Below are 20,560 nucleotides of genomic sequence, written 5' to 3' on the forward strand. Positions count from 1 at the left end.
ATACCCATTCAGACCACAAGCTAGGGTGCCCTAGAGTATCCTAACAATGCGGCAAGCCAACGCAGCCGGATGGTTTTCACATGGGTATCACACATCAAACCACATCAATCACAGCACAAGGAATTATGATGGAATACATCAAAACCCGCGCCGCCGTTGCCTGGGCGCCCAACCAACCTTTAACCATCGAAGAGCTGGATTTGATGCCGCCGCAAAAAGGCGAGGTGTTGGTGCGCATTGTTGCCACCGGCGTCTGCCACACCGATGCCTACACGCTGAGCGGGCAAGACAGCGAAGGTGTGTTTCCCTGCGTACTCGGCCATGAAGGTGCAGGCATTGTCGAGGCGGTAGGTGAAGGCGTTACCAGCGTCGCCGTCGGCGACCATGTGATTCCGCTCTACACCGCCGAATGCGGCGAATGCAAATTCTGCACCTCCGGCAAAACCAACCTCTGCTCGGCCGTGCGCGCCACACAAGGCAAAGGCCTGATGCCCGACGGCACGGTGCGTTTCTTTAAAAACGGCCGGCCGGTGTATCACTATATGGGCTGTTCCACGTTTTCGGAATACACCGTCGTGGCCGAAGTATCGTTGGCAAAAATCCAACCGGAAGCGCCGCTTGAAGAAGTCTGCCTGCTCGGTTGCGGTGTGACCACCGGCATGGGGGCGGTGATGAATACCGCCAAAGTAAAGCGCGGCGACACGGTAGCCATCTTCGGCTTGGGCGGCATCGGCCTGGCTGCCATTATCGGTGCACGAATGAGCGGCGCAAGCCGTATTATCGGTATTGATACCAACCCGACCAAATTTGCCATGGCAACAAAATTAGGCGCTACCGAATGCATCAATCCCAAAGATTTCGACCGGCCGATTCAAGATGTGGTGGTTGAAATGACCGATGGCGGAGTGGATTATTCGTTTGAATGCATCGGCAATGTCGAAGTTATGCGCGCCGCACTCGAATGCTGCCATAAAGGCTGGGGTGAAAGCGTTATCATCGGCGTGGCGCCTGCCGGTGCGGAAATCAGCACCCGCCCCTTCCAACTGGTTACCGGCCGTGTTTGGCGCGGCTCGGCTTTCGGCGGTGTTAAAGGCCGCAGCGAATTGCCCGGCATTATCGCGCAATACATGAACGGCGAATTCGCCCTGAGCGACTTCATCACTCACACCATGCCGCTCGAAGACATCAACCAAGCTTTTGATTTGATGCACGAAGGAAAATCGATACGCAGCGTGATTCATTATTGAAATTGAACAAAACCCGCACCCACCTGCCATCACGCATGATCATCAGCTTATACCCATTCACAAAAATAACCTAACGGCGTTGGCTCGCCTTGCCGTACTCACTACACTGTCTTCGGCTCACCACCTTGTTAGCTTACTTTTATGAATGGGTATGAAACAGCCATAGAAGGCCGTCTGAAAACAAATCTTTCAGACGGCCTTCTATTTAGTTTACAATAACCACCATTCCGATTTCACATGATTTAATGAGAAAAGCATAATGTTAGACATCCAATTGCTCCGCAACAATACCGCCGCGATTGCCGCCCGCCTGGCCGAGCGCGGTTATGATTTTGATACCGCCCGCTTCGAGGCCATCGAGGAGCGCCGCAAAGCGCTGCAAGTGCAAACTGAAGAGCTGCAAGCCGCGCGCAACAGCACGTCCAAACAAATCGGCGCACTCAAAGGCCAAGGCAAACATGCAGAAGCCGAAACCGCCATGGCCGAAGTGGCTGCGATTAAAGCAAAACTGGAGCAAACTGCCGCCGATTTCGAAGCAGTGCAGGCAGAATTGGATCACTGGCTCTCCGGCATCCCCAACCTGCCGCACGAAAGTGTGCCGCAAGGCAAAGACGAAAGTGAAAACATCGAAGTGCGCAAAGTGGGCACGCCGCGCGTATTCGACTTTGATGTGCAGGATCACGTTGATTTGGGCGCACCGCTCGGCCTGGATTTTGAAGCCGGTGCAGCTCTTTCCGGCGCACGCTTTACCGTGATGAAAGGCCAAATCGCCCGCCTGCACCGCGCGCTGGCACAATTCATGCTCGATACCCATACCCTGCAACACGGCTATACCGAGCATTACACGCCTTATATTGTGAACGACAGCACCCTCTTCGGCACCGGCCAGCTGCCCAAGTTTGGCGAAGATTTGTTCCACGTAACCCGCGGCGGCGATGAAAGCAAGCTGACTCAATACCTGATTCCCACCGCCGAAGTTACCCTCACCAACACCGTGCGCGACAGCATTCTGGCTGCCGACACCCTGCCGTTAAAATTAACCGCCCACTCGCCCTGCTTCCGCTCCGAAGCCGGCGCTTACGGCAAAGACGTGCGCGGCCTTATCCGCCAACACCAGTTTGACAAAGTGGAAATGGTGCAAATCACCCACCCCGATGCTTCTTATGATGCCCTTGAAGAAATGGTGGGTCATGCCGAAAAAATTCTGCAATTGTTGGAACTGCCTTACCGCGTGATTACCCTCTGCACCGGTGACATGGGCTTCGGCGCCGCCAAGACCTACGATTTGGAAGTCTGGGTGCCCGCGCAAAACACTTACCGCGAGATTTCCAGCTGCTCCAACTGTGAAGACTTTCAAGCACGCCGCATGAAAGCCCGCTTTAAAGACGAAAACGGCAAAAACCGCCTCGTGCACACCCTTAACGGCTCCGGCCTTGCTGTCGGCCGCACTTTAGTGGCCGTGTTGGAAAATCATCAAAACGCCGACGGCAGCATCAACATCCCGGCCGCGCTGCAACCCTACATGGGCGGCGTAACCAAACTGCAAGCAAAATAAACGCTATTTCATATCATTAAAAACAGGCCGTCTGAATCATTTCAGACGGCCTCTGCATTTCCCCATAAGGGTATTGCAATCATTCGGTTTAGGGATATTTTTCGCTTTGCATCTGTATGTTATCACGAAAAAATCTGAATCATTCTGAATAATCAGAACACCCTAAAACGCATATTCCAACTGCGCACGGAACACATTAACATCTTGGCGCTTGTCGCCCACGGTTGCATTCACTTGTTTGCCGTGCAGATAAGAAGTTTGCAATTTCAGGTTTTTCCACAGCATATAATCCACCCCCAATTGCGCGCCCTGCACGTTTTTACTGTAATCGTTTACAGACGAAATGCCCGACATAGCACCTACCCGGCGCAGGTTGAAAAACACATCATATGAATTGCGCACCGCCCAATCGGCATTTTTAAATTTCACCTCGGTAAACACACCGTCCGGCGATGCTTTACGGCCGGCGCTGTCGCGCACATTATCGATATTGGAGCGGCTGTAGGCGGCCATCCAACGCCAATCATCGTTAAATTTCACATCCAAACCGATTTCGCCGAGCACGGCATCTTTGCTCGAATCGCCCGGGCGTTTGACATTTTTCAGATACACAGCAGTGCCGGCCAAATTAACATTTTCAGCCACCGGAATCACCGTTTGCGCATACACAATCGGTTCACGGCGCACTTCGGCACCCCACGGATTATCATTCAGATGCTTGGTCACACGCGCCACGGCCACTTTGGTGGGATATTTGTAATCAAAGAAAAGCTCGGCACCGGTAACTTCATTATCCAACACACGGCCGTAAGACGAGAAAGCGCCATATTTACCGATGCGCGCTTTCACTTTATCGTAAACCGTGCCTTCGACATAAAGCTTGTTCATCGGAATATCATGGTCGCCGTTCATCTTGCCGGTTTCCAAATCCATCTGCGGCTCAATCTGCAACACGGCCCGCCAATCATGGTAAATGCGCGCCGAAAACCACAAATCCGCGTTCAAATGGCTGGCCGTATCGCGCGGCTGATCTGCGCTGCCGGCATAAGCGCTGTTGATGTCGCCGCTGTCGACACGGGCGCGGATGGTGCCGGTAGCCTTAAAGCGGTCGTCAAAGAAGCTTTTATCTTCATACGCCCGATCAACAGTGGCATTCACATAATCATCAGTAGTAGCCAGCGCCGCAGCAGTATTATCGGCCCAAGCCGTTGTCGGAAACAAAGCGGCAACCATCAACGGCAAAGTGTTTTTCAGTTTCATACGGGTCAATCTCCAGATAAGGCATTGTTAAAAATATTATCCATTTTGCTGCTTTTACCGATATATCGTGAAATGAATAAAAGGTGCTACGGCGTTGGCTGCGCCTTGTGCCACTTCTTCATTTCAATATAGATACGCGATGACACCGATGTCAACGCCGGATAAAAAAAAGAGAAAACACAGCAAATCGGTTTTTTAAGTTATTTTATTTTTTTAAAATTAATGTATGTAATCCTATTTAGTTTGGGTAGCAACGTCAAGCATCATGGTCATATTTATTACATCATCTTGATAATAATTTGATTTCAATCAACACAAAAAGGCCGTCTGAAACTGTTTTTCAGACGGCCTTAAACATCATTAATATCATTTAAAATACAAAGTACTATTCCACTTTTTTCAAACCGCGCGACCGCAATGTGGCAATCGTGCCGTCAACACCCTGCTGTTTGATTAAATCATTAAACTGATTGCGGTATACCGTAACCAGGCTTGAGCCGTCAACCCGGATATCATAGATTTTATACACCGCACCCACTTTATACAGCCGATAACCCACTTCATATTTATTGCCGCTGCCGGTGCGGATTTCAGTGAACACCTCCACCCGGTTATTGCCGCTGTCGACAATTTTGGGCAACAGCTTCACTTGTGCATCAGCGGCGCCCATCAAAGCCGCGTGGGAATACATGCCGATCATCATGTTTTTAAACGCGCTGATAAAATCGGTTTTCTGCTTGGCGCTGAACTGGCGCCACGGCAGGCCGACGGCCAACGCAGAAATACGCTGGTAATCCAAATATTGGTCGGCATAGCGCTCGATGCGCTGAATCTTCTGCGCCTCGCTCAACTGCTTGTTGCGCGCCACAGCCAACACCGTATCCATATTCTGCTGAAACTGCACCTGCGCCGGATGCTGGGTGGTTTGCGCCGCCATTGCAGCCGGTGCCGCCATCACAATCGGCGCAGCCATCAAAGCCGCCATCAATTTATTCATTCACAACTCCCTCTTGCTTGTTTGCCGCCATACGCCGGCAGCTTGGTTGAAACACACTTTATTAAACAATATATCCATGTTAGCTGCGATTAAATCCTGCAAATTGTCGGCAAAAAGCACAGGCCGTCTGAAATCCATTTTCAGACGGCCTTGAGATACTCACTCATCAATCATTCACCCCAACCGTGTAGGCAAGGGCCCTATCCACGATTTAAAGGCTAAATCTATGTTTATCACTTTCAACTGTTTACGTTCAACTCTGTTGTTTCAACAATATTGACAAAAACTACAGGCCATCTGAAAAGGTTTCAGACGGCCTGTAGTTTAATCAAAAAGTGGTCAATCAAGCCAGCTTGCCGTTAACCCAGTCGTTCACGCTGGCCAGCGCCTGCGGCAGTTTATCGGCATCGGTGCCGCCTGCTTGCGCCAAATCAGGACGGCCGCCGCCTTTGCCGCCGATTTGCTCGGCAACAAATTTCACCAAGTCGCCCGCTTTCACTTTGGCGGTAAGCGGTTTCGATACACCGGCGCAGAGGGAGACTTTGCCTGTATTTACCGCAGCCAGCAGCACCACGGCTTGATCAGATTTGCCGGTGAGGTCGGTCACGATATCGCGCAATGCGCCTGCTTCGGCATCGATTTGGGCGACTACCAGCGAGGCGCCGGCGAGGTCTTGGGCGTTATCGAGCAGTTTGGCCGCGGCATATACGGCCAACTCGCTTTTGGCTTGCGACAAGGCTTTTTCCAGCGCTTTGGTTTGGGCGGCGTTGGCCTGAATTTTGGCGAGCACGTCTTTTTCGGTTTGCGCTTTTACTTCGCCGATGATGTCGCGCACCAAACGCTCTTGATTTTGCGCCCACTGCAAAGCATTCAGGCCGGTGATGGCTTCGAGGCGGCGGATGCCGGCGGCGATACCGCCTTCGCTGATAATTTTAAACAGGCCGATATCGCCGGTGCGGGCAACGTGGGTGCCGCCGCAGAGTTCAGTGGAGAAATCGCCCATTTTCAACACGCGCACTTCGTCGCCGTATTTTTCGCCAAACAGCATCATCGCGCCGGCTTTTTGCGCGTCTTCCATGCTCATCACAGCCGCATCCACGGCCACGTTGGCGAGAATGGCGGCATTCACGCGACGCTCGACTTCGGCAATTTCTTCGGCCGTTACGGCTTGCGGATGGGAAATATCGAAGCGGGTCAGCTCGGCAGTTACCAGCGAGCCTTTTTGTTCGACATGGGTGCCGAGCACATCGCGCAGGGCGCGGTGCATCAGGTGGGTGGCGCTGTGGTTGCGCATATTGGCGTTGCGCACATCGTTGTCGATTTTGGCGGTAACGGCATCGCCCACGTTCAGACGGCCTGAAACGAGAATACCAAACTGGCCGGTAACGGCAGCCTTGATTTTTTGGGTATCGCGCACTTCAAAACGCTTGTCGCCGCTGAAAATGTAGCCGACATCGCCCACCTGGCCGCCGCTTTCGGCATAAAACGGCGTAAAATCAATCACCACTGCGCCGCTGTCGCCTTCTTCCAGCGTGTTGACCGGCTCGCCGTCTTTATACAAAGCAACTATGGTGGCTTCGGTTTGGCGCTCGCTGTAGCCTTTGAATTCGGTATCACAACCTTCATACGTCAGTTGGGCGTTGGCTTTAAAGCTTTGTGCGGCACGGGCGCGGGTGCGCTGTGCTTCCATTTCGCGCTCGAATCCTGCTTCGTCCATGTCGATATTGCGCTCGCGGCAAATGTCAGCGGTGAGGTCGTAGGGGAAGCCGTAAGTGTCGTAAAGTTTGAAAATCACGACGCCGTCGAGTTTTTGCACGCCGCCTTGCAAAGCTTCTTCCAACAAGGCCATACCGGTTTCCAGCGTTTGCGCAAACCGGGTTTCTTCGTTTTTGAGCGCTTCTGCAATTTGGCTTTGTTTTTCTTGCAATTCGGGATAGGCTGCGCCCATTTCCGCCACCAAATCTTTCACCAGCTTATAGAAAAAGGCTTGTTTTTGGCCGAGTTTGTAGCCGTGGCGCACGGCGCGGCGGATGATGCGGCGCAACACGTAGCCGCGGCCTTCGTTGCTCGGCAATACGCCGTCTGCAATCAGAAACGAGCAGGCGCGGATGTGGTCGGCAATCACTTTCAGGCTGGGGATTTCCATGCTGAATTCAACGCCTGTTTCGCGCGCGGCGGCTTTGAGCAGGTTTTGAAACAGATCGATTTCATAGTTGGCGTGCACATGCTGCATCACTGCCGCCATACGCTCCAAGCCCATGCCGGTATCTACGCTCGGCTTGGGCAGCGGATTCATGGTGCCGCTCTCGTCGCGGTTGAACTGCATAAATACGCAGTTCCAGATTTCGATAAAGCGGTCGCCGTCTTCTTCGGCGCTTCCCGGCGGGCCGCCCCAAATGTGGTCGCCGTGGTCGTAGAAAATTTCCGAACAGGGGCCGCAAGGGCCGGTGTCGCCCATTTGCCAGAAATTGTCGGAAGCATAGCGCTCGCCTTTGTTGTCGCCGATGCGGATGATTTTTTCAGACGGCATACCGATTTCGTTCAACCAGATATTGTAGGCTTCATCATCATCGGCATACACGGTGGCGAGCAGTTTTTCTTTCGGCAGATTAAGCCACTCGGGCGATGTGAGGAATTCCCAAGCAAAATGAATGGCATCTTTTTTGAAATAATCGCCAAAGCTGAAATTGCCCATCATTTCAAAGAAAGTATGGTGGCGGGCGGTGTAGCCCACGTTTTCCAAATCGTTGTGTTTGCCGCCGGCGCGCACGCATTTTTGCGCGGTAGTGGCGCGGCTGTAAGCGCGTTTGTCGAAACCGAGAAACACGTCTTTAAACTGGTTCATGCCGGCGTTGGTAAACAGCAGCGTGGGGTCGTCGTGCGGCACCAACGATGAGGAAGGCACAATCTGATGGCCTTTGCTTTCAAAGAATTTCAAGAATTTTTGGCGTAATTCAGCGGTTTTCATAATATTTTCTATGTAGGTTAAACGTTTTTCAGACGGCCTCAACACACTCGCAAAGGCCGTCTGAAAAAGCAAAATAAAATCTTTGGTATCTTACCGCAAAACTGCGCCGCCGCCTACCCAAATCCATGCCTGTGCTTTATACTTTGCTGAAACCCGAAAGCCCGTGTTGCCTCAACACACGGCGGGTTTGCAAAGTTTTCCAACCCACTTTTCACATAAGGAATCATAATGGTTAAAAAATTATCATTACTCGGCCTTGTGGTGCTGGCACTTTCGGCTTGCGGCGACAAGTCGAACGAAAAACCCCCAAGCGCCGCGGCTTCCGCATCCGAAGGCGCACCGGCCGCCGCCCTGCCCGAAACGGCCTCTCTGAAAATCTACAACTGGTCGGATTATGTCGACCCTGAAACCATCGCCGATTTCGAAAAAAAATACGGCGTTAAAGTGACTTACGATGTGTACGACAGCGATGAAGCCTTGGAAGCCAAAGTGCTTTCCGGCAAATCCGGCTACGACATCGCCGGCCCTTCCAATGCCTTTATCGGCCGCCAAATCAAAGCCGGCGCCTATCAAAAACTTGATAAAAGCCTGATTACCAATTATAAAAACATCAACCCCAAGCTTTTAGCGCTGATGCAGGAAGTCGACCCGGGCAACGATTATGCCGTGCCTTTTTTCTGGGGCACCAACACCTTTGCCATCAACACCGAACGTGTGAAAAAAGCGCTCGGCAGCGACACTTTGCCTGATAACCAATGGGATTTGGTGTTCAATCCCGAATACACCGCCAAGCTGAAACAATGCGGCATCAGCTATCTCGACAGCGCCGCCGAAATCTACCCGATGGTGCTCAACTATATGGGCAAAAACCCCAACAGCAGCAATCTGGACGACATCAAAGCCGCCACCGATTTGCTCAAACAAAACCGCCCGAATATCAAACGCTTCACCTCATCGGGCTTTATCGACGACCTCGCCCGCGGCGACACCTGCGTCACCATCGGCTTCGGCGGTGATTTGAACATCGCCAAACGCCGCGCCGAAGAAAGCGGCGGCAAAGAGAAAATCCGGGTGATGATGCCGAAAGAAGGCGTGGGCATCTGGATCGATTCGTATGTGATTCCGCACGATGCAGCCAATCTGCTCAACGCCCACCGCTACATCAACGAAAGTCTCGCACCCGAAGTCGCCGCTAAAAACGGCAATTACGTAACCTACGCCCCCGCCAGCCTGCCCGCACGCGCGCTGATGGATGCCGAATACCGCGACGACAACACTGTATTCCCCAGCGATGAAGACATGGCCAACAGCTTCATTATGGTGCCTATCGAGCCTGAAAGCCTGAAATTTATGGTGCGCCAGTGGCAGGGCATCAAAGCCGGCAAATAAGCGGCACACGATCGCCATCATTATCAATCAGGCCGTCTGAAACAAATTGTTTTCAAACGGCCTTTTCTTTCATCCGTTTTTTTATCATAACGGCACGGCCAAACATGAATATTTTTGAGATGTCTGCCTGTATTTCATGCCGGTTTGATAACAGGCAAACAGTACGGCAAGGCCTTAAGCGCGGCTGTCGTCAAGCTTTCCGCTGTTTGCAAAACTCAACCGAAAAAGCCCATTTTTACCTGAATCAGCTTTTCTAATTCACGCAACACACGGCGGCGCGACACAAAGAAAATAATATGGTCGCCATCAGCCATCACCGCATCTTCCTTATGCCCCATAATCACCTCTTTTCCGCGCACCAGTGCGGCAAAATGGCAACCTTGCGGCCAATTGATTTCGGATACGCGGCGGCCGACCAACGCCGAAGTTTTCACATCGCCGTGCACCACCACTTCAATCGCCTCTGCCGCACCGCGCCGCAGCGGGTGCACCGCCACCACATCGCCGCGGCGGATATGCGCCAAAATCGAGCCGATGGTCACCAAGTGCGGCGACACCACGATATCGATTTTATTGCCTTCGAGCAAATCCACATAGCTGGAGCGGTTAACAATCGCAATCACGCGCTTGGCTCCCAGATTTTTTGCCAGCAGGCTCGACATAATATTATTTTCATCATCGTTGGTAAGTGCGCAAAACACATCGATTTCATCAATGTATTCTTCAGTCAGCAAGCTTTCATCAGTGGCCGAGCCGTTGAGCACCAAGGCGTTGTCGAGATGTTCGGCCAGCCATTCGGCTCTGCCGGGGTTGTATTCGATAATCTTGATATCGACTTTACTTTCCATCTGTTTGGCCAACCGGTAGCCGATATTGCCGCCGCCGGCAATCATCACTTTGCGGGTGCGCTGCTCCAGCGGGCGCAATTCGCGCATAATCGCCTGCACATTATTGGCAGCCGCCACAAAACACACTTCGTCGCCCTCGATAATCACCGTCTGCGCCGAGGGCACAATCAGGCGGTTGTTGCGGTAGATGGCGCTGATTTGGCAATCGACGCCCTCAGGCAGATGGCGGTTGATCTGCGAAATTTCTTTATTCACCAGCAGCCCGCCTTTGTGCGCCTGCACAATCACCATTTTGGCTTTATCTTCGGCAAAACGCAGCACTTGCAAAGCGCTGGTATAGTTGAGCAGGCCGGCCAGCCGTTCGGTAACCAGCTGCTCGGGGCTGATGGATTCTGTAATTTCAAACAGCGCCAGGCTGTTTTCGATGTCTGCCTCTTCCGAACCGAATTCAACATAATCGGTAGAGCGCACCCGCGCCAGCCGGCTGGGAATATTGAACCAGTCGGCCGCAATTTTGCAGGCCACCAGATTGGTTTCATCGCTGCGGGTCAGCGCCAGTATCAAATCAGCATCACCGGCGCCCGCCCGTTCCAACACCACCGGTGATGCACCGTTGCCGACCAAGGTCTGCACATCGAGCTTGCTGCCCAAATTGCGCAAAGCATTCTCGTCGATATCGATAATGGTAACATCGTTATTGGGTATGGCCGCCAGATTGTGCGCCACGGTCGAGCCGACCTGGCCGCTGCCGAGTATCAAAATTTTCACGTTTGCATGCCGTCTGAAAATAAACAGCTTGTATTGTAAACCAACTCTGCGGCAGCCGCACCGTTTCAGACGGCCTGATTTATTTGTGTACAGCCGGCAGGCAAACTGATTAAAATACTGTACACAATATGTAAAAAGCCTCCGAATACCACGGCTATGCCCGCTTTGGCCGCAGCATTTCGGAGCCGCCACAATAAGGCCGTCTGAACGCGCCACTACCCAAGGAACCCACCATGACCGTCATCCGACAAGAAGACTTCATCCAAAGCATCGCCGATGCCTTCCAATTTATCAGCTACTACCACCCCGTCGACTACATTCAGGCGCTCACCCGCGCGTGGGAAAAAGAACAAAATCCCGCCGCTAAAGACGCCATGGCCCAAATCCTCGTCAACAGCCGCATGTGTGCCGAAGGCCACCGCCCCATCTGCCAAGACACCGGCATCGCCACCGTGTTTCTCAAAGTGGGCATGAATGTGCAGTGGAATGCGCAAATGAGCGTGCAAGAGATGGTCAACGAAGGCGTGCGCCGCGCCTACACCCATCCCGACAACACCTTGCGCGCTTCGGTATTGGCCGACCCCGCCGGCAAACGCATCAACACCAAAGACAACACCCCCGCCGTGGTGCACATGGAAATCGTGGCCGGCGACAAAGTGGAAGTCACTTGCGCGGCCAAAGGCGGCGGCTCGGAAAACAAATCCAAGCTGGCCATGCTCAACCCTTCCGATTCCATTGTCGACTGGGTGTTGAAAACCATCCCCACCATGGGCGCCGGTTGGTGTCCGCCCGGCATTTTGGGCATCGGCATCGGCGGCACGCCTGAAAAAGCCATGCTGCTGGCGAAAGAATCGCTGATGAGCCATGTCGACATTCAAGAGCTGCAAGACAAAGCAGCCTCGGGCGCCGAGCTTTCCGCCGTAGAAGCCCTGCGCTTGGAGCTGTATGAAAAAGTAAACGCACTGGGCATCGGCGCTCAAGGTTTGGGCGGCCTGACCACCGTGTTGGATGTCAAAATCCTCGACTACCCCACCCACGCAGCCGGCAAACCGGTGGCGATGATTCCCAACTGCGCCGCCACCCGCCACGTAGAATTCGAATTAGACGGCTCCGGCCCCGTCGAACTCACCCCGCCCTCGCTCGACGACTGGCCTGATATCACCTACAGCCCGGATAACGGCATCCGCGTCAATGTCGACGAAATCAGCAAAGCCGACGTGGCGCAATGGAAAACCGGCGACGTGTTGCTGCTCAACGGCAAAATCTACACCGGCCGCGATGCCGCGCACAAACGCATGGTCGATATGCTCAATAAAGGCGAAAAACTGCCGGTCGACTTTACCGACAAAATCATCTATTACGTCGGCCCCGTCGACCCCGTGCGCGACGAAGTAGTCGGCCCCGCCGGCCCCACCACCGCCACCCGCATGGACAAATTCACCCGCCAAATGCTCGAACAAACCGGCCTCTTGGGCATGATCGGCAAATCGGAACGCGGTGCCGAAGCCTGCAAAGCGATTGCCGACAACAACGCCGTGTATCTGATGGCAGTCGGCGGCTCGGCTTATCTGGTGGCCAAAGCGATTAAAGAAGCCAAAGTCGTGGCCTTCCCCGAATTGGGCATGGAAGCGATTTATGAATTTGAAGTGAAAGATATGCCGGTTACGGTGGCGGTCGACAGCAGCGGCACATCCGTGCATGCGATTGCGCCGAAACAATGGCAGGCTAAAATCGGCATTATTCCGGTGGAAGCGTAAGCTTGAGCTGACTTTAGCTATAGAAACGGCAATTGAACCACTCCACTTTTAAATCAATCCAATTGTTTAAAAAGAGAAATTTTTAGAATTAAATTGTCGAATCTATCAATACGCCGGCAAAGGCCGTCTGAAACCCGTGAACGTGCCGTTCACATTTCAGACGGCCTTTCTTCGATAGAATTGCTGCTAACGGTTGGCAACGCCAGCATAGCGTCAGCTCCGCCCGCACACTTTCTGCTTAAATGGGTATTAACTTGAATTGATATTAATAAGATAAACCGAGGCCGTCTGAAAACCATAAATCAGGTTTCAGACGGCCTTGTTATGGCCGAAATATATAGCCGAACCGCTTGGGTTACCGATAACGAAGAAATCTGATTATTCAACATCAGGCCGTCTGAAAGACAATGCTTTTCAGACGGCCTTTACTCCATTTCAATCAGCTATGCCGAAGCTTACCAATAGCCCAAAGCTTTCCACCACATCAGGCCTACGGTGCCGAATACCAGCAATTCAAACAAGCTCATCAGAAAACCGGCTTTCCACCACTCTTTCATGTTTACATAACCCGAACCGAAAATCACCGGCGAAGAGCCTGATGCATAATGGGTCAGCGACATCATGATAGAAGTAGCGGCCGCCATCATCAGAGCAAACAGCATCGGCGGTGCGCCCAGCGCCAAACCGGCAGCGTAAAACGCGCCGAACATAGCGGTTACGTGGGCGGTGCCGCTGGCAAACATATAATGTGCGTAGAGATAAGCCAGCATCAGCAGGCTGCAACCGGCCACCCAATTGAGGCCCAAGCCGGAAATACTGCTTTCCAACAGGCCGGAAAACCAGGCAATCAGGCCGAGCTTGTTCAGAAACGTTGCCATCATCACCAGCGCGGCAAACCAGGTAATGGTATCCCATGCGCTTTTTTCTTTCAGCACTTCATCCCAGGTCAGCACACCGCTGATTAACAACAATGAAAGGCCGATAAACGCAGTGGTGGTGGCATTAACCGCCCAAGCGTCGCCCAAAATCATGGCCGGAATCCCTGCCCACAGCGCCAGCAGCAGGGCAAAAATCACCAGCATAATCCATTCGCCGCGGCTCATCGGCCCCATTTCACGCAAACGCTCTTTGGCAAACTGGGTAGCATTCGGGGTTTTCTTGATTTCGGGCGGATACATCCAGTAAAGAATCAACGGCATCACAAACAATGCCAGCAAACCCGGCACCAGCATCGCCAGCGCCCAAGTGCCCCACGAAATCGAAATCTGCGAATCAGTGGCTTTGGCAATCAACTCCACCACCAGCGGATTGGGGGCGGTGGCAGTGATAAACATGGAACAACAAATAATATTGGCATGATAATTCACCAGCGCCAGATATTTGCCCATACGGTTTTCGGTGCCCTTTTCCGGCTCGGATTCAAAGCTGGTGGCAATCGCCCGCATCACCGGGTGCACAATGGCACCGCCGCGGGCGGTGTTGCTCGGCGTAATCGGTGCCAGCATCAGGTCGGAAATCGCCAGGCTGTAGGCGATACCGATGGTGCGCTTGCCCCAAATCGCGATAAACATATAGCCGAAACGCATGCCCAAGCCGGTTTTCAGCAACCCGCGCGAAATCATAATGGCCACGCCGATCATCCAAATCAGCGGATGATTCAGGCTGCTCAAAGCATCTCTGGCTGCTTGCGCAGGGTTGTCGCTGGTTACGCCGCTCAAGGCCACCAGCGTGATGGCAATCATGGCCACCGCACCAATCGGCATGGCTTTGCCGATAATGGCAGCCACCACACCCACAAACAATGCCAGCAGATGCCAAGCTTCCGGCGTAACACCCTCCGGCACCGGAATGGCGAACCAGATAAGCAGCGCCAACACGACCGAGACAGCAGTAGGAATCGGTTTAAAGCCCATAACAATATACCTCCCAGGTATTGATAAAAGAATTTTTTTATTTCATATGCATATCAATAGAATGCAGTTCCCCGCAAATCGGGCAGTTGCCGGATTTGCGGGTAGCGGGCTGCCGGATCGGCAGCGTGTATTATTGTTGTGCCGGCAAGCCGTATTCTTCCGGAAACGTGCGTAACGAGCTTTTCAACACAGTTACCGCGCCGTCAATCAAGCCGCAGCGACCGCTGCCGGGCAGAATCTGACACAGATTTTCCAGCGCACGCAAATCATCGGCAGAAGCCACGCCGCTGTCGACACGGTCAATCAAACGGGCCAACTGGAATGTGCCGCTTTTGCAGGGCGGGCATTGTCCGCAGGAATTGGCGGCAAAAAATTCTACGTATTCAGACACTTTACGCACCACGCTGGTGCCTTCCGAAATCACAATCATGGCGCCGGTGCCGAGGCTGGAATGACGGGCGCGCACCGATGTGAAATCCAGCGGCACATCCAAATCGGCAGCGGTGAGCAAAGTATTGGAAGGGCCGCCGGTAAACACGGCTTTAAACGCGCGCCCCTCCAACATGCCGCCGCCGTAATCGAAAATCAGCGATTGCAGCGTGGTGCCCATCGGCAGCTCATACAAGCCCGGATTTAACACATCGCCTGAGAGCGAATAAAGCTTGGTGCCCGCAGCCTCGCCGATGCCCAAATCACGATACCACTGCGCACCATTGCGGATAATATGCGGCACATTGGCAAAAGTTTCGGTGTTGTTAATCAGCGTCGGATCGTCGTTGACGCCGCTTTCGGCAGGATACGGCGGTTTACGGCGCGGAAACGGAAAGCCGCCGTTCAGCCATGAAATCACCGCAGTTTCTTCACCGCCGATATAGCGGCCGGAAGTGGGTACCAATTGCAGATTAACCGGTGCGCCCACGTGCGCCTCCAGTTTTTTAAACAATTCATGCGCCTGCCATTGCGGAATCGCGGCGGTAAGTGCGGCAATCGATTCTTTCTGATGCGGGTTAACATACAGAATCGCATGGTTGGCCCGGGTAGCCGCCGCGGCAATCAAAATGCCCTCAATCACTTGATGCGGCGTGTGTTCCAACAGATAGCGGTCTTTAAATGTGCCCGGCTCGTCTTCATTGGCATTGCACACCACATAACGGCCGCCGTTGGTGGTGGCAGCGTTTACCGCAGCCTCCCATTTGCGCCAAGTGGGAAAGCCCGCCCCGCCCATGCCGCCCAAGCCGGATTCCTGCAAAGTGGCCACAATGGCTTGCGGATTTTCCAGTGCCGCCAGCAGACCTTCCCCGCCGCCTACATTTATCCAAGCAGCCAAATCTGCGCCCACCAGGCGGGAAGGATGTAATAATAATTGATTAAGCTTTTGCATGAGCATTCTCCTGAATACCGGCGTGTTCGCGCAAATCAAACCGACCATAATCGGGGTAAAGCACCGGCGCTTTGCCTTCGCTTTGAATGCCGGCACGGGTCAGCTCGCGCTGTAATTTATAAACATGTGAAATACCGCCGCGGGCTTTTTTCAAAGGCAGGCCGGTTTGTGCCGCTGCCTCGCCGGCACGGCGGCCGAAGCTGATAATATCGAGCAACGCATTACCCATCAGACGGTTACGCCCGTGAATGCCGCCGGTGACTTCGCCGGCGCCATACAAGCCCGGCACGGTAGACTGGCCGTTGCCGTCAATCAGCATACCGCCGTTTTGGTAATGCAGGGTCGGATGAATCAGCAGCGGTTCTTCTGCCGGATTGATGCCGCATTTGTGTGCCACATGTGCCAGCGAAACCAAGCGTTTTAACACATCGGGATCTTTGGCAATCAAGCGCGGCGTATCCAAAAACACACCAACCTGGCCATCGCGCAACACGCCGCGGCCTTCGGCACACTCGCGCAAAATAGCCGCCGCCACCACATCACGCGGCTGCAATTCGTCGACAAAACGTTCGCCCAAGCCGTTAACCAAATGCGTGCCCGCCGAACGGACGGCTTCAGAAATCAGCGCCCCGGCCAGGTGCGGCGGATGCGCCACACCGGTGGGGTGGTATTGGAACGAATCCACATCGCGCAGCTTCGCGCCCATGCGGTAAGCCATCACCAAGCCGTCGGCCGTGGCGCCATAATGATTCGATGTTGCAAAATCCTGCAAATGCAAGCGGCCGCTGCCGCCGGTGGCCAATACCACTGATTTGGCATGCACCATCAGCAATTTGCGGCGCTCCAAATCATACAGCACCGCACCCACACAACGGCCATGCTCGTCTGAAAGCAATTCGATGGCCGGGCAACGGTTCAGCTGAGTAATATTGCGCTCCAATTCCACGGCTTCACGCAATACGCGCATCATTTCCAAGCCGGTAAAATCGCGGTAACACAATACACGCGGCGTGGTGGTGCCGCCGGCGCGTTTGCGCTGCAAGCGGCCGTTATTGTCGGAGCCGGCCGCCAAATCAAAATTCATGCCCAGGCCGATCAACCAGCGGATGGCGGCGGGGCCGTCGGTAACCATTTGCGCCACCAGCGCTTTATCGGCAGCATGGTGGCCACCTTTTACGGTGTCTTCAAAATGGCGTTGCAGGCTGTCTTCCTCGCCCACGGCCGCCTGAATACCGCCTTCGGCCATCACCGTATTGCTGTCGCCGATACGCAGTTTGTTGGCCATCACCACATCCGCACCGGCTTCGGCGGCGGTTAATGCTGCCGCCGCACCGGCACCGCCGCCGCCGATAATCAGCACATCGGTATTCATTTGCAGCGCACCGGCCAGATTGAAATCATCAATCAACGGGCGGCTCAGCAGCAATTTGGCTAAATCGGGATGACAAAATTCGCCTGCGTTGGCGCCCACCGGCAAGGTGATGCGCGCATCGGCACCATAATCAGGATGATAATCTTGTAACAATATTTCTTTGGCCGGCAAATCATTGCGCATTTCCAACGCAGAGGTGCGCAGAGTTTGCAGTGCTTGGGCGTAATCCACGCCTTGACGTTCGGTATTCATTAGTGCGCCTCCCCGGCAGTTGCATGGATGTCTACACTCATCGCGCCGTTATCGATCTGCTGTAAACGGCGCATCAAATCAATCGGACGCAGTGTGCGTGCAGCTTTCATGCGGCGGGCAAACAAACCCAAATGGTTGGGGCGGATATTTTCGGGGCAGGCCAATGTGCATAAATTGCACATCACGCATTCATCGAATGTTGCTGCTGCGGCCACAAAATCACCGGCCACCACCTGCGCAACGCCATCCTGCACATGCAGGCCTTTCGGGCATGAGCGGTCGCAACCGCTGCAATGGCGGCAATGCGAAGCTTCAGGAAAAATACGGGCGGTGTCATCAAGCCAGTTCCAGCCGTCGCCCACTTCGTCTACATCATAATAATGCACGTGCTCGGGCATAAAATAATCAACAAAGCTTACCTGCATGCCCGGCTCGATTTTGGTTTCACAAGCCAGCGCAGTCGTCACCTCGCGCTCGCCCTCTTTGCGGATCAGGCAGCGGCAAGAGCCGCAAACGCCCTGCCCCATACAGCCTACATTGGCGGTAATGGCATTACCTGCGCGGGCGTAAGCCTGAATAATGGAAGATTCCGGCGAAGCTTCAACTTCATGCCCGTCGATGACCAATTTGTATAATTCATTGCTCATATGCTCATCCTAAAACGATTTGGTGTGGATTGGAGTTGTGTTGTCGGCCGTTGTCATGTTGTTTTCCGACAAACCAGATAATGGTTATCAAATTTATTATGTAAATCAACAATCATGCAACAATGAAATTTTATCAGAAATTGCCTTGCAGCCAGATAAATCGGAATATTTCGGCACAAAAAAGCATCTGCCTGCACCTTGTGAAAATAAATGTTAAATAAACACTTAACCCAATGTTTTTCATCAATTAAATATTCAATATTGAGTATAAAAATGAGATGAATTTTTATTAAATTTAATGATGAATTTTTAAAAACAAACACAAAAATAAAAATATCCATATGATTTAAATAGAAATTTTTAAAAATGCATACCAGGTTGATTATTTTGTTGCTTAGTTTCAGATAATGAAGCTGATTTAATCTAAATCAAATTAATACTGCTATTTTCTGACAAAAATGAAACATTTTTGTAATTTTATAACTTGCAAACCTGATTACCCCACAAATAAGGCCGTCTGAACGCGCCATTACCCAAGGAACCCACCATGACCGTCATCCGACAAGAAGACTTCATCCAAAGCATCGCCGATGCCTTCCAATTCATCAGCTACTACCACCCCGTCGACTACATTCAGGCGCTCACCCGCGCGTGGGAAAAAGAACAAAATCCCGCCGCTAAAGACGCCATGGCCCAAATCCTCGTCAACAGCCGCATGTGTGCCGAAGGCCACCGCCCCATCTGCCAAGACACCGGCATCGCCACCGTGTTTCTCAAAGTGGGCATGAATGTGCAGTGGAATGCGCAAATGAGCGTGCAAGAGATGGTCAACGAAGGCGTGCGCCGCGCCTACACCCATCCCGACAACACCTTGCGCGCTTCGGTATTGGCCGACCCCGCCGGCAAACGCATCAACACCAAAGACAACACCCCCGCCGTGGTGCACATGGAAATCGTGGCCGGCGACAAAGTCGAAGTCACTTGCGCAGCCAAAGGCGGCGGCTCGGAAAACAAATCCAAGCTGGCCATGCTCAACCCTTCCGATTCCATTGTCGACTGGGTATTGAAAACCATCCCCACCATGGGCGCCGGTTGGTGTCCGCCCGGCATTTTGGGCATCGGCATCGGCGGCACGCCTGAAAAAGCCATGCTGCTGGCGAAAGAATCGCTGATGAGCCATGTCGACATTCAAGAGCTGCAAGACAAAGCAGCATCGGGCGCCGAGCTTTCCGCCGTAGAAGCCCTGCGCTTGGAGCTGTATGAAAAAGTAAACGCACTGGGCATCGGCGCTCAAGGTTTGGGCGGCCTGACCACCGTGTTGGATGTCAAAATCCTCGACTACCCCACCCACGCAGCCGGCAAACCGGTGGCGATGATTCCCAACTGCGCCGCCACCCGCCACGTAGAATTCGAATTAGACGGTTCCGGCCCCGTCGAACTCACCCCGCCCTCGCTCGACGACTGGCCTGATATCACCTACAGCCCGGATAACGGCATCCGCGTCAATGTCGACGAAATCAGCAAAGCCGACGTGGCGCAATGGAAAACCGGCGACGTGTTGCTGCTCAACGGCAAAATCTACACCGGCCGCGATGCCGCGCACAAACGCATGGTCGATATGCTCAATAAAGGCGAAAAACTGCCGGTCGACTTTACCGACAAAATCATCTATTACGTCGGCCCCGTCGACCCCGTGCGCGACGAAGTAGTCGGCCCCGCCGGCCCCACCACCGCCACCCGCATGGACAAATTCACCCGCCAAATGCTCGAACAAACCGGCCTCTTGGGCATGATCGGCAAATCGGAACGCGGTGCCGAAGCCTGCAAAGCGATTGCCGACAACAACGCCGTGTATCTGATGGCAGTCGGCGGCTCGGCTTATCTGGTGGCCAAAGCGATTAAAGAAGCCAAAGTCGTGGCCTTCCCCGAATTGGGCATGGAAGCGATTTATGAATTTGAAGTGAAAGATATGCCGGTTACCGTGGCGGTCGACAGCAGCGGCACATCCGTGCATGCGATTGCGCCGAAACAATGGCAGGCTAAAATCGGCATTATTCCGGTGGAAGCGTAAGCTTGAGCTGACTTTAGCTATAGAAACGGCAATTGAATCACTCCATTTTTTAAATCAATCCAATTGTTTAAAAAGAGAAATTTTTAGAATTAAATTGTCGAATCTATTAAGATAAACCGAGGCCGTCTGAAAGCC

13 protein-coding genes are annotated in these 20,560 nt (G+C 53.2%); 5 read left to right on the forward strand and 8 right to left on the reverse strand.

Annotated features, from left to right (window positions below; genetic code table 11):
• The first annotated feature begins 125 nt into the window (after positions 1–125).
• Positions 126–1,247 carry an S-(hydroxymethyl)glutathione dehydrogenase/class III alcohol dehydrogenase gene (locus LVJ83_RS08545; RefSeq protein ID WP_425315997.1) on the forward strand — a complete coding sequence of 374 codons (1,122 nt, stop codon included), beginning with the start codon at positions 126–128 and terminating at the stop codon, positions 1,245–1,247.
• A 259-nt stretch (positions 1,248–1,506) separates the two neighbouring features.
• Positions 1,507–2,802, forward strand: a complete 1,296-nt coding sequence (gene serS / locus LVJ83_RS08550) for a serine--tRNA ligase (protein ID WP_244784098.1) — start codon at positions 1,507–1,509, stop codon at positions 2,800–2,802.
• Positions 2,803–2,964: 162 nt separating this feature from the next.
• Here serS and LVJ83_RS08555 read toward each other — a convergent pair whose 3' ends face one another.
• The 3 genes from LVJ83_RS08555 to alaS form a co-directional block, all read right to left on the reverse strand.
• Positions 2,965–4,062, reverse strand: a complete 1,098-nt coding sequence (locus LVJ83_RS08555) for a hypothetical protein (protein ID WP_244784099.1) — start codon at positions 4,060–4,062, stop codon at positions 2,965–2,967.
• Positions 4,063–4,447: 385 nt separating this feature from the next.
• On the reverse strand, positions 4,448–5,059 hold the full coding sequence (locus LVJ83_RS08560; protein ID WP_244784100.1) for an MlaC/ttg2D family ABC transporter substrate-binding protein: 612 nt from the start codon (positions 5,057–5,059) through the stop codon (positions 4,448–4,450).
• Between the two features lie 343 nt (positions 5,060–5,402).
• A complete protein-coding gene (alaS, locus tag LVJ83_RS08565) occupies positions 5,403–8,027 on the reverse strand; it encodes an alanine--tRNA ligase (RefSeq protein WP_244784101.1) in 2,625 nt (874 codons plus the stop codon).
• Between the two features lie 228 nt (positions 8,028–8,255).
• Here alaS and LVJ83_RS08570 point away from each other — a divergent pair, with 228 nt between their 5' ends.
• Entirely contained in the window at positions 8,256–9,416 is a 1,161-nt protein-coding gene (locus tag LVJ83_RS08570) for a polyamine ABC transporter substrate-binding protein (RefSeq protein ID WP_244784102.1), read from the forward strand.
• Positions 9,417–9,631: 215 nt separating this feature from the next.
• Here LVJ83_RS08570 and trkA read toward each other — a convergent pair whose 3' ends face one another.
• Entirely contained in the window at positions 9,632–11,032 is a 1,401-nt protein-coding gene (trkA, locus tag LVJ83_RS08575) for a Trk system potassium transporter TrkA (protein WP_244784103.1), read from the reverse strand.
• Positions 11,033–11,265: 233 nt separating this feature from the next.
• Between trkA and LVJ83_RS08580 the strand changes: the two genes are divergently transcribed.
• Positions 11,266–12,789 carry a fumarate hydratase gene (locus LVJ83_RS08580; protein ID WP_244784104.1) on the forward strand — a complete coding sequence of 508 codons (1,524 nt, stop codon included), beginning with the start codon at positions 11,266–11,268 and terminating at the stop codon, positions 12,787–12,789.
• Positions 12,790–13,244: 455 nt separating this feature from the next.
• On the opposite strand, the gene LVJ83_RS08585 is transcribed toward LVJ83_RS08580, so the two are convergent.
• The 4 genes from LVJ83_RS08585 to LVJ83_RS08600 form a co-directional block, all read right to left on the reverse strand.
• Positions 13,245–14,702 carry a DASS family sodium-coupled anion symporter gene (locus tag LVJ83_RS08585; RefSeq protein ID WP_244784105.1) on the reverse strand — a complete coding sequence of 486 codons (1,458 nt, stop codon included), beginning with the start codon at positions 14,700–14,702 and terminating at the stop codon, positions 13,245–13,247.
• A gap of 130 nt (positions 14,703–14,832) precedes the next feature.
• On the reverse strand, positions 14,833–16,083 hold the full coding sequence (locus LVJ83_RS08590) for a complex I 51 kDa subunit family protein (protein ID WP_244784106.1): 1,251 nt from the start codon (positions 16,081–16,083) through the stop codon (positions 14,833–14,835).
• Complete coding sequence (locus LVJ83_RS08595) at positions 16,070–17,707, reverse strand: FAD-binding protein (RefSeq protein WP_244784107.1); 1,638 nt, start codon at positions 17,705–17,707, stop codon at positions 16,070–16,072. The genes LVJ83_RS08590 and LVJ83_RS08595 overlap by 14 nt, the downstream gene beginning before the upstream one ends.
• Positions 17,707–18,354, reverse strand: coding sequence for a 4Fe-4S dicluster domain-containing protein (locus LVJ83_RS08600; RefSeq protein ID WP_244784108.1), 648 nt, complete (start codon positions 18,352–18,354; stop codon positions 17,707–17,709). Before LVJ83_RS08600 ends, LVJ83_RS08595 begins: the two co-directional genes overlap by 1 nt.
• Positions 18,355–18,901: 547 nt before the next feature.
• Between LVJ83_RS08600 and LVJ83_RS08605 the strand changes: the two genes are divergently transcribed.
• Positions 18,902–20,425: a fumarate hydratase gene (locus LVJ83_RS08605; RefSeq protein ID WP_244784104.1), complete on the forward strand. Its 1,524-nt coding sequence runs from the start codon at positions 18,902–18,904 to the stop codon at positions 20,423–20,425.
• Positions 20,426–20,560 lie beyond the last annotated feature (135 nt).

This window comes from Uruburuella testudinis, from assembly GCF_022870865.1.
Taxonomy (GTDB): Bacteria; Pseudomonadota; Gammaproteobacteria; order Burkholderiales; family Neisseriaceae; genus Neisseria; species Neisseria testudinis.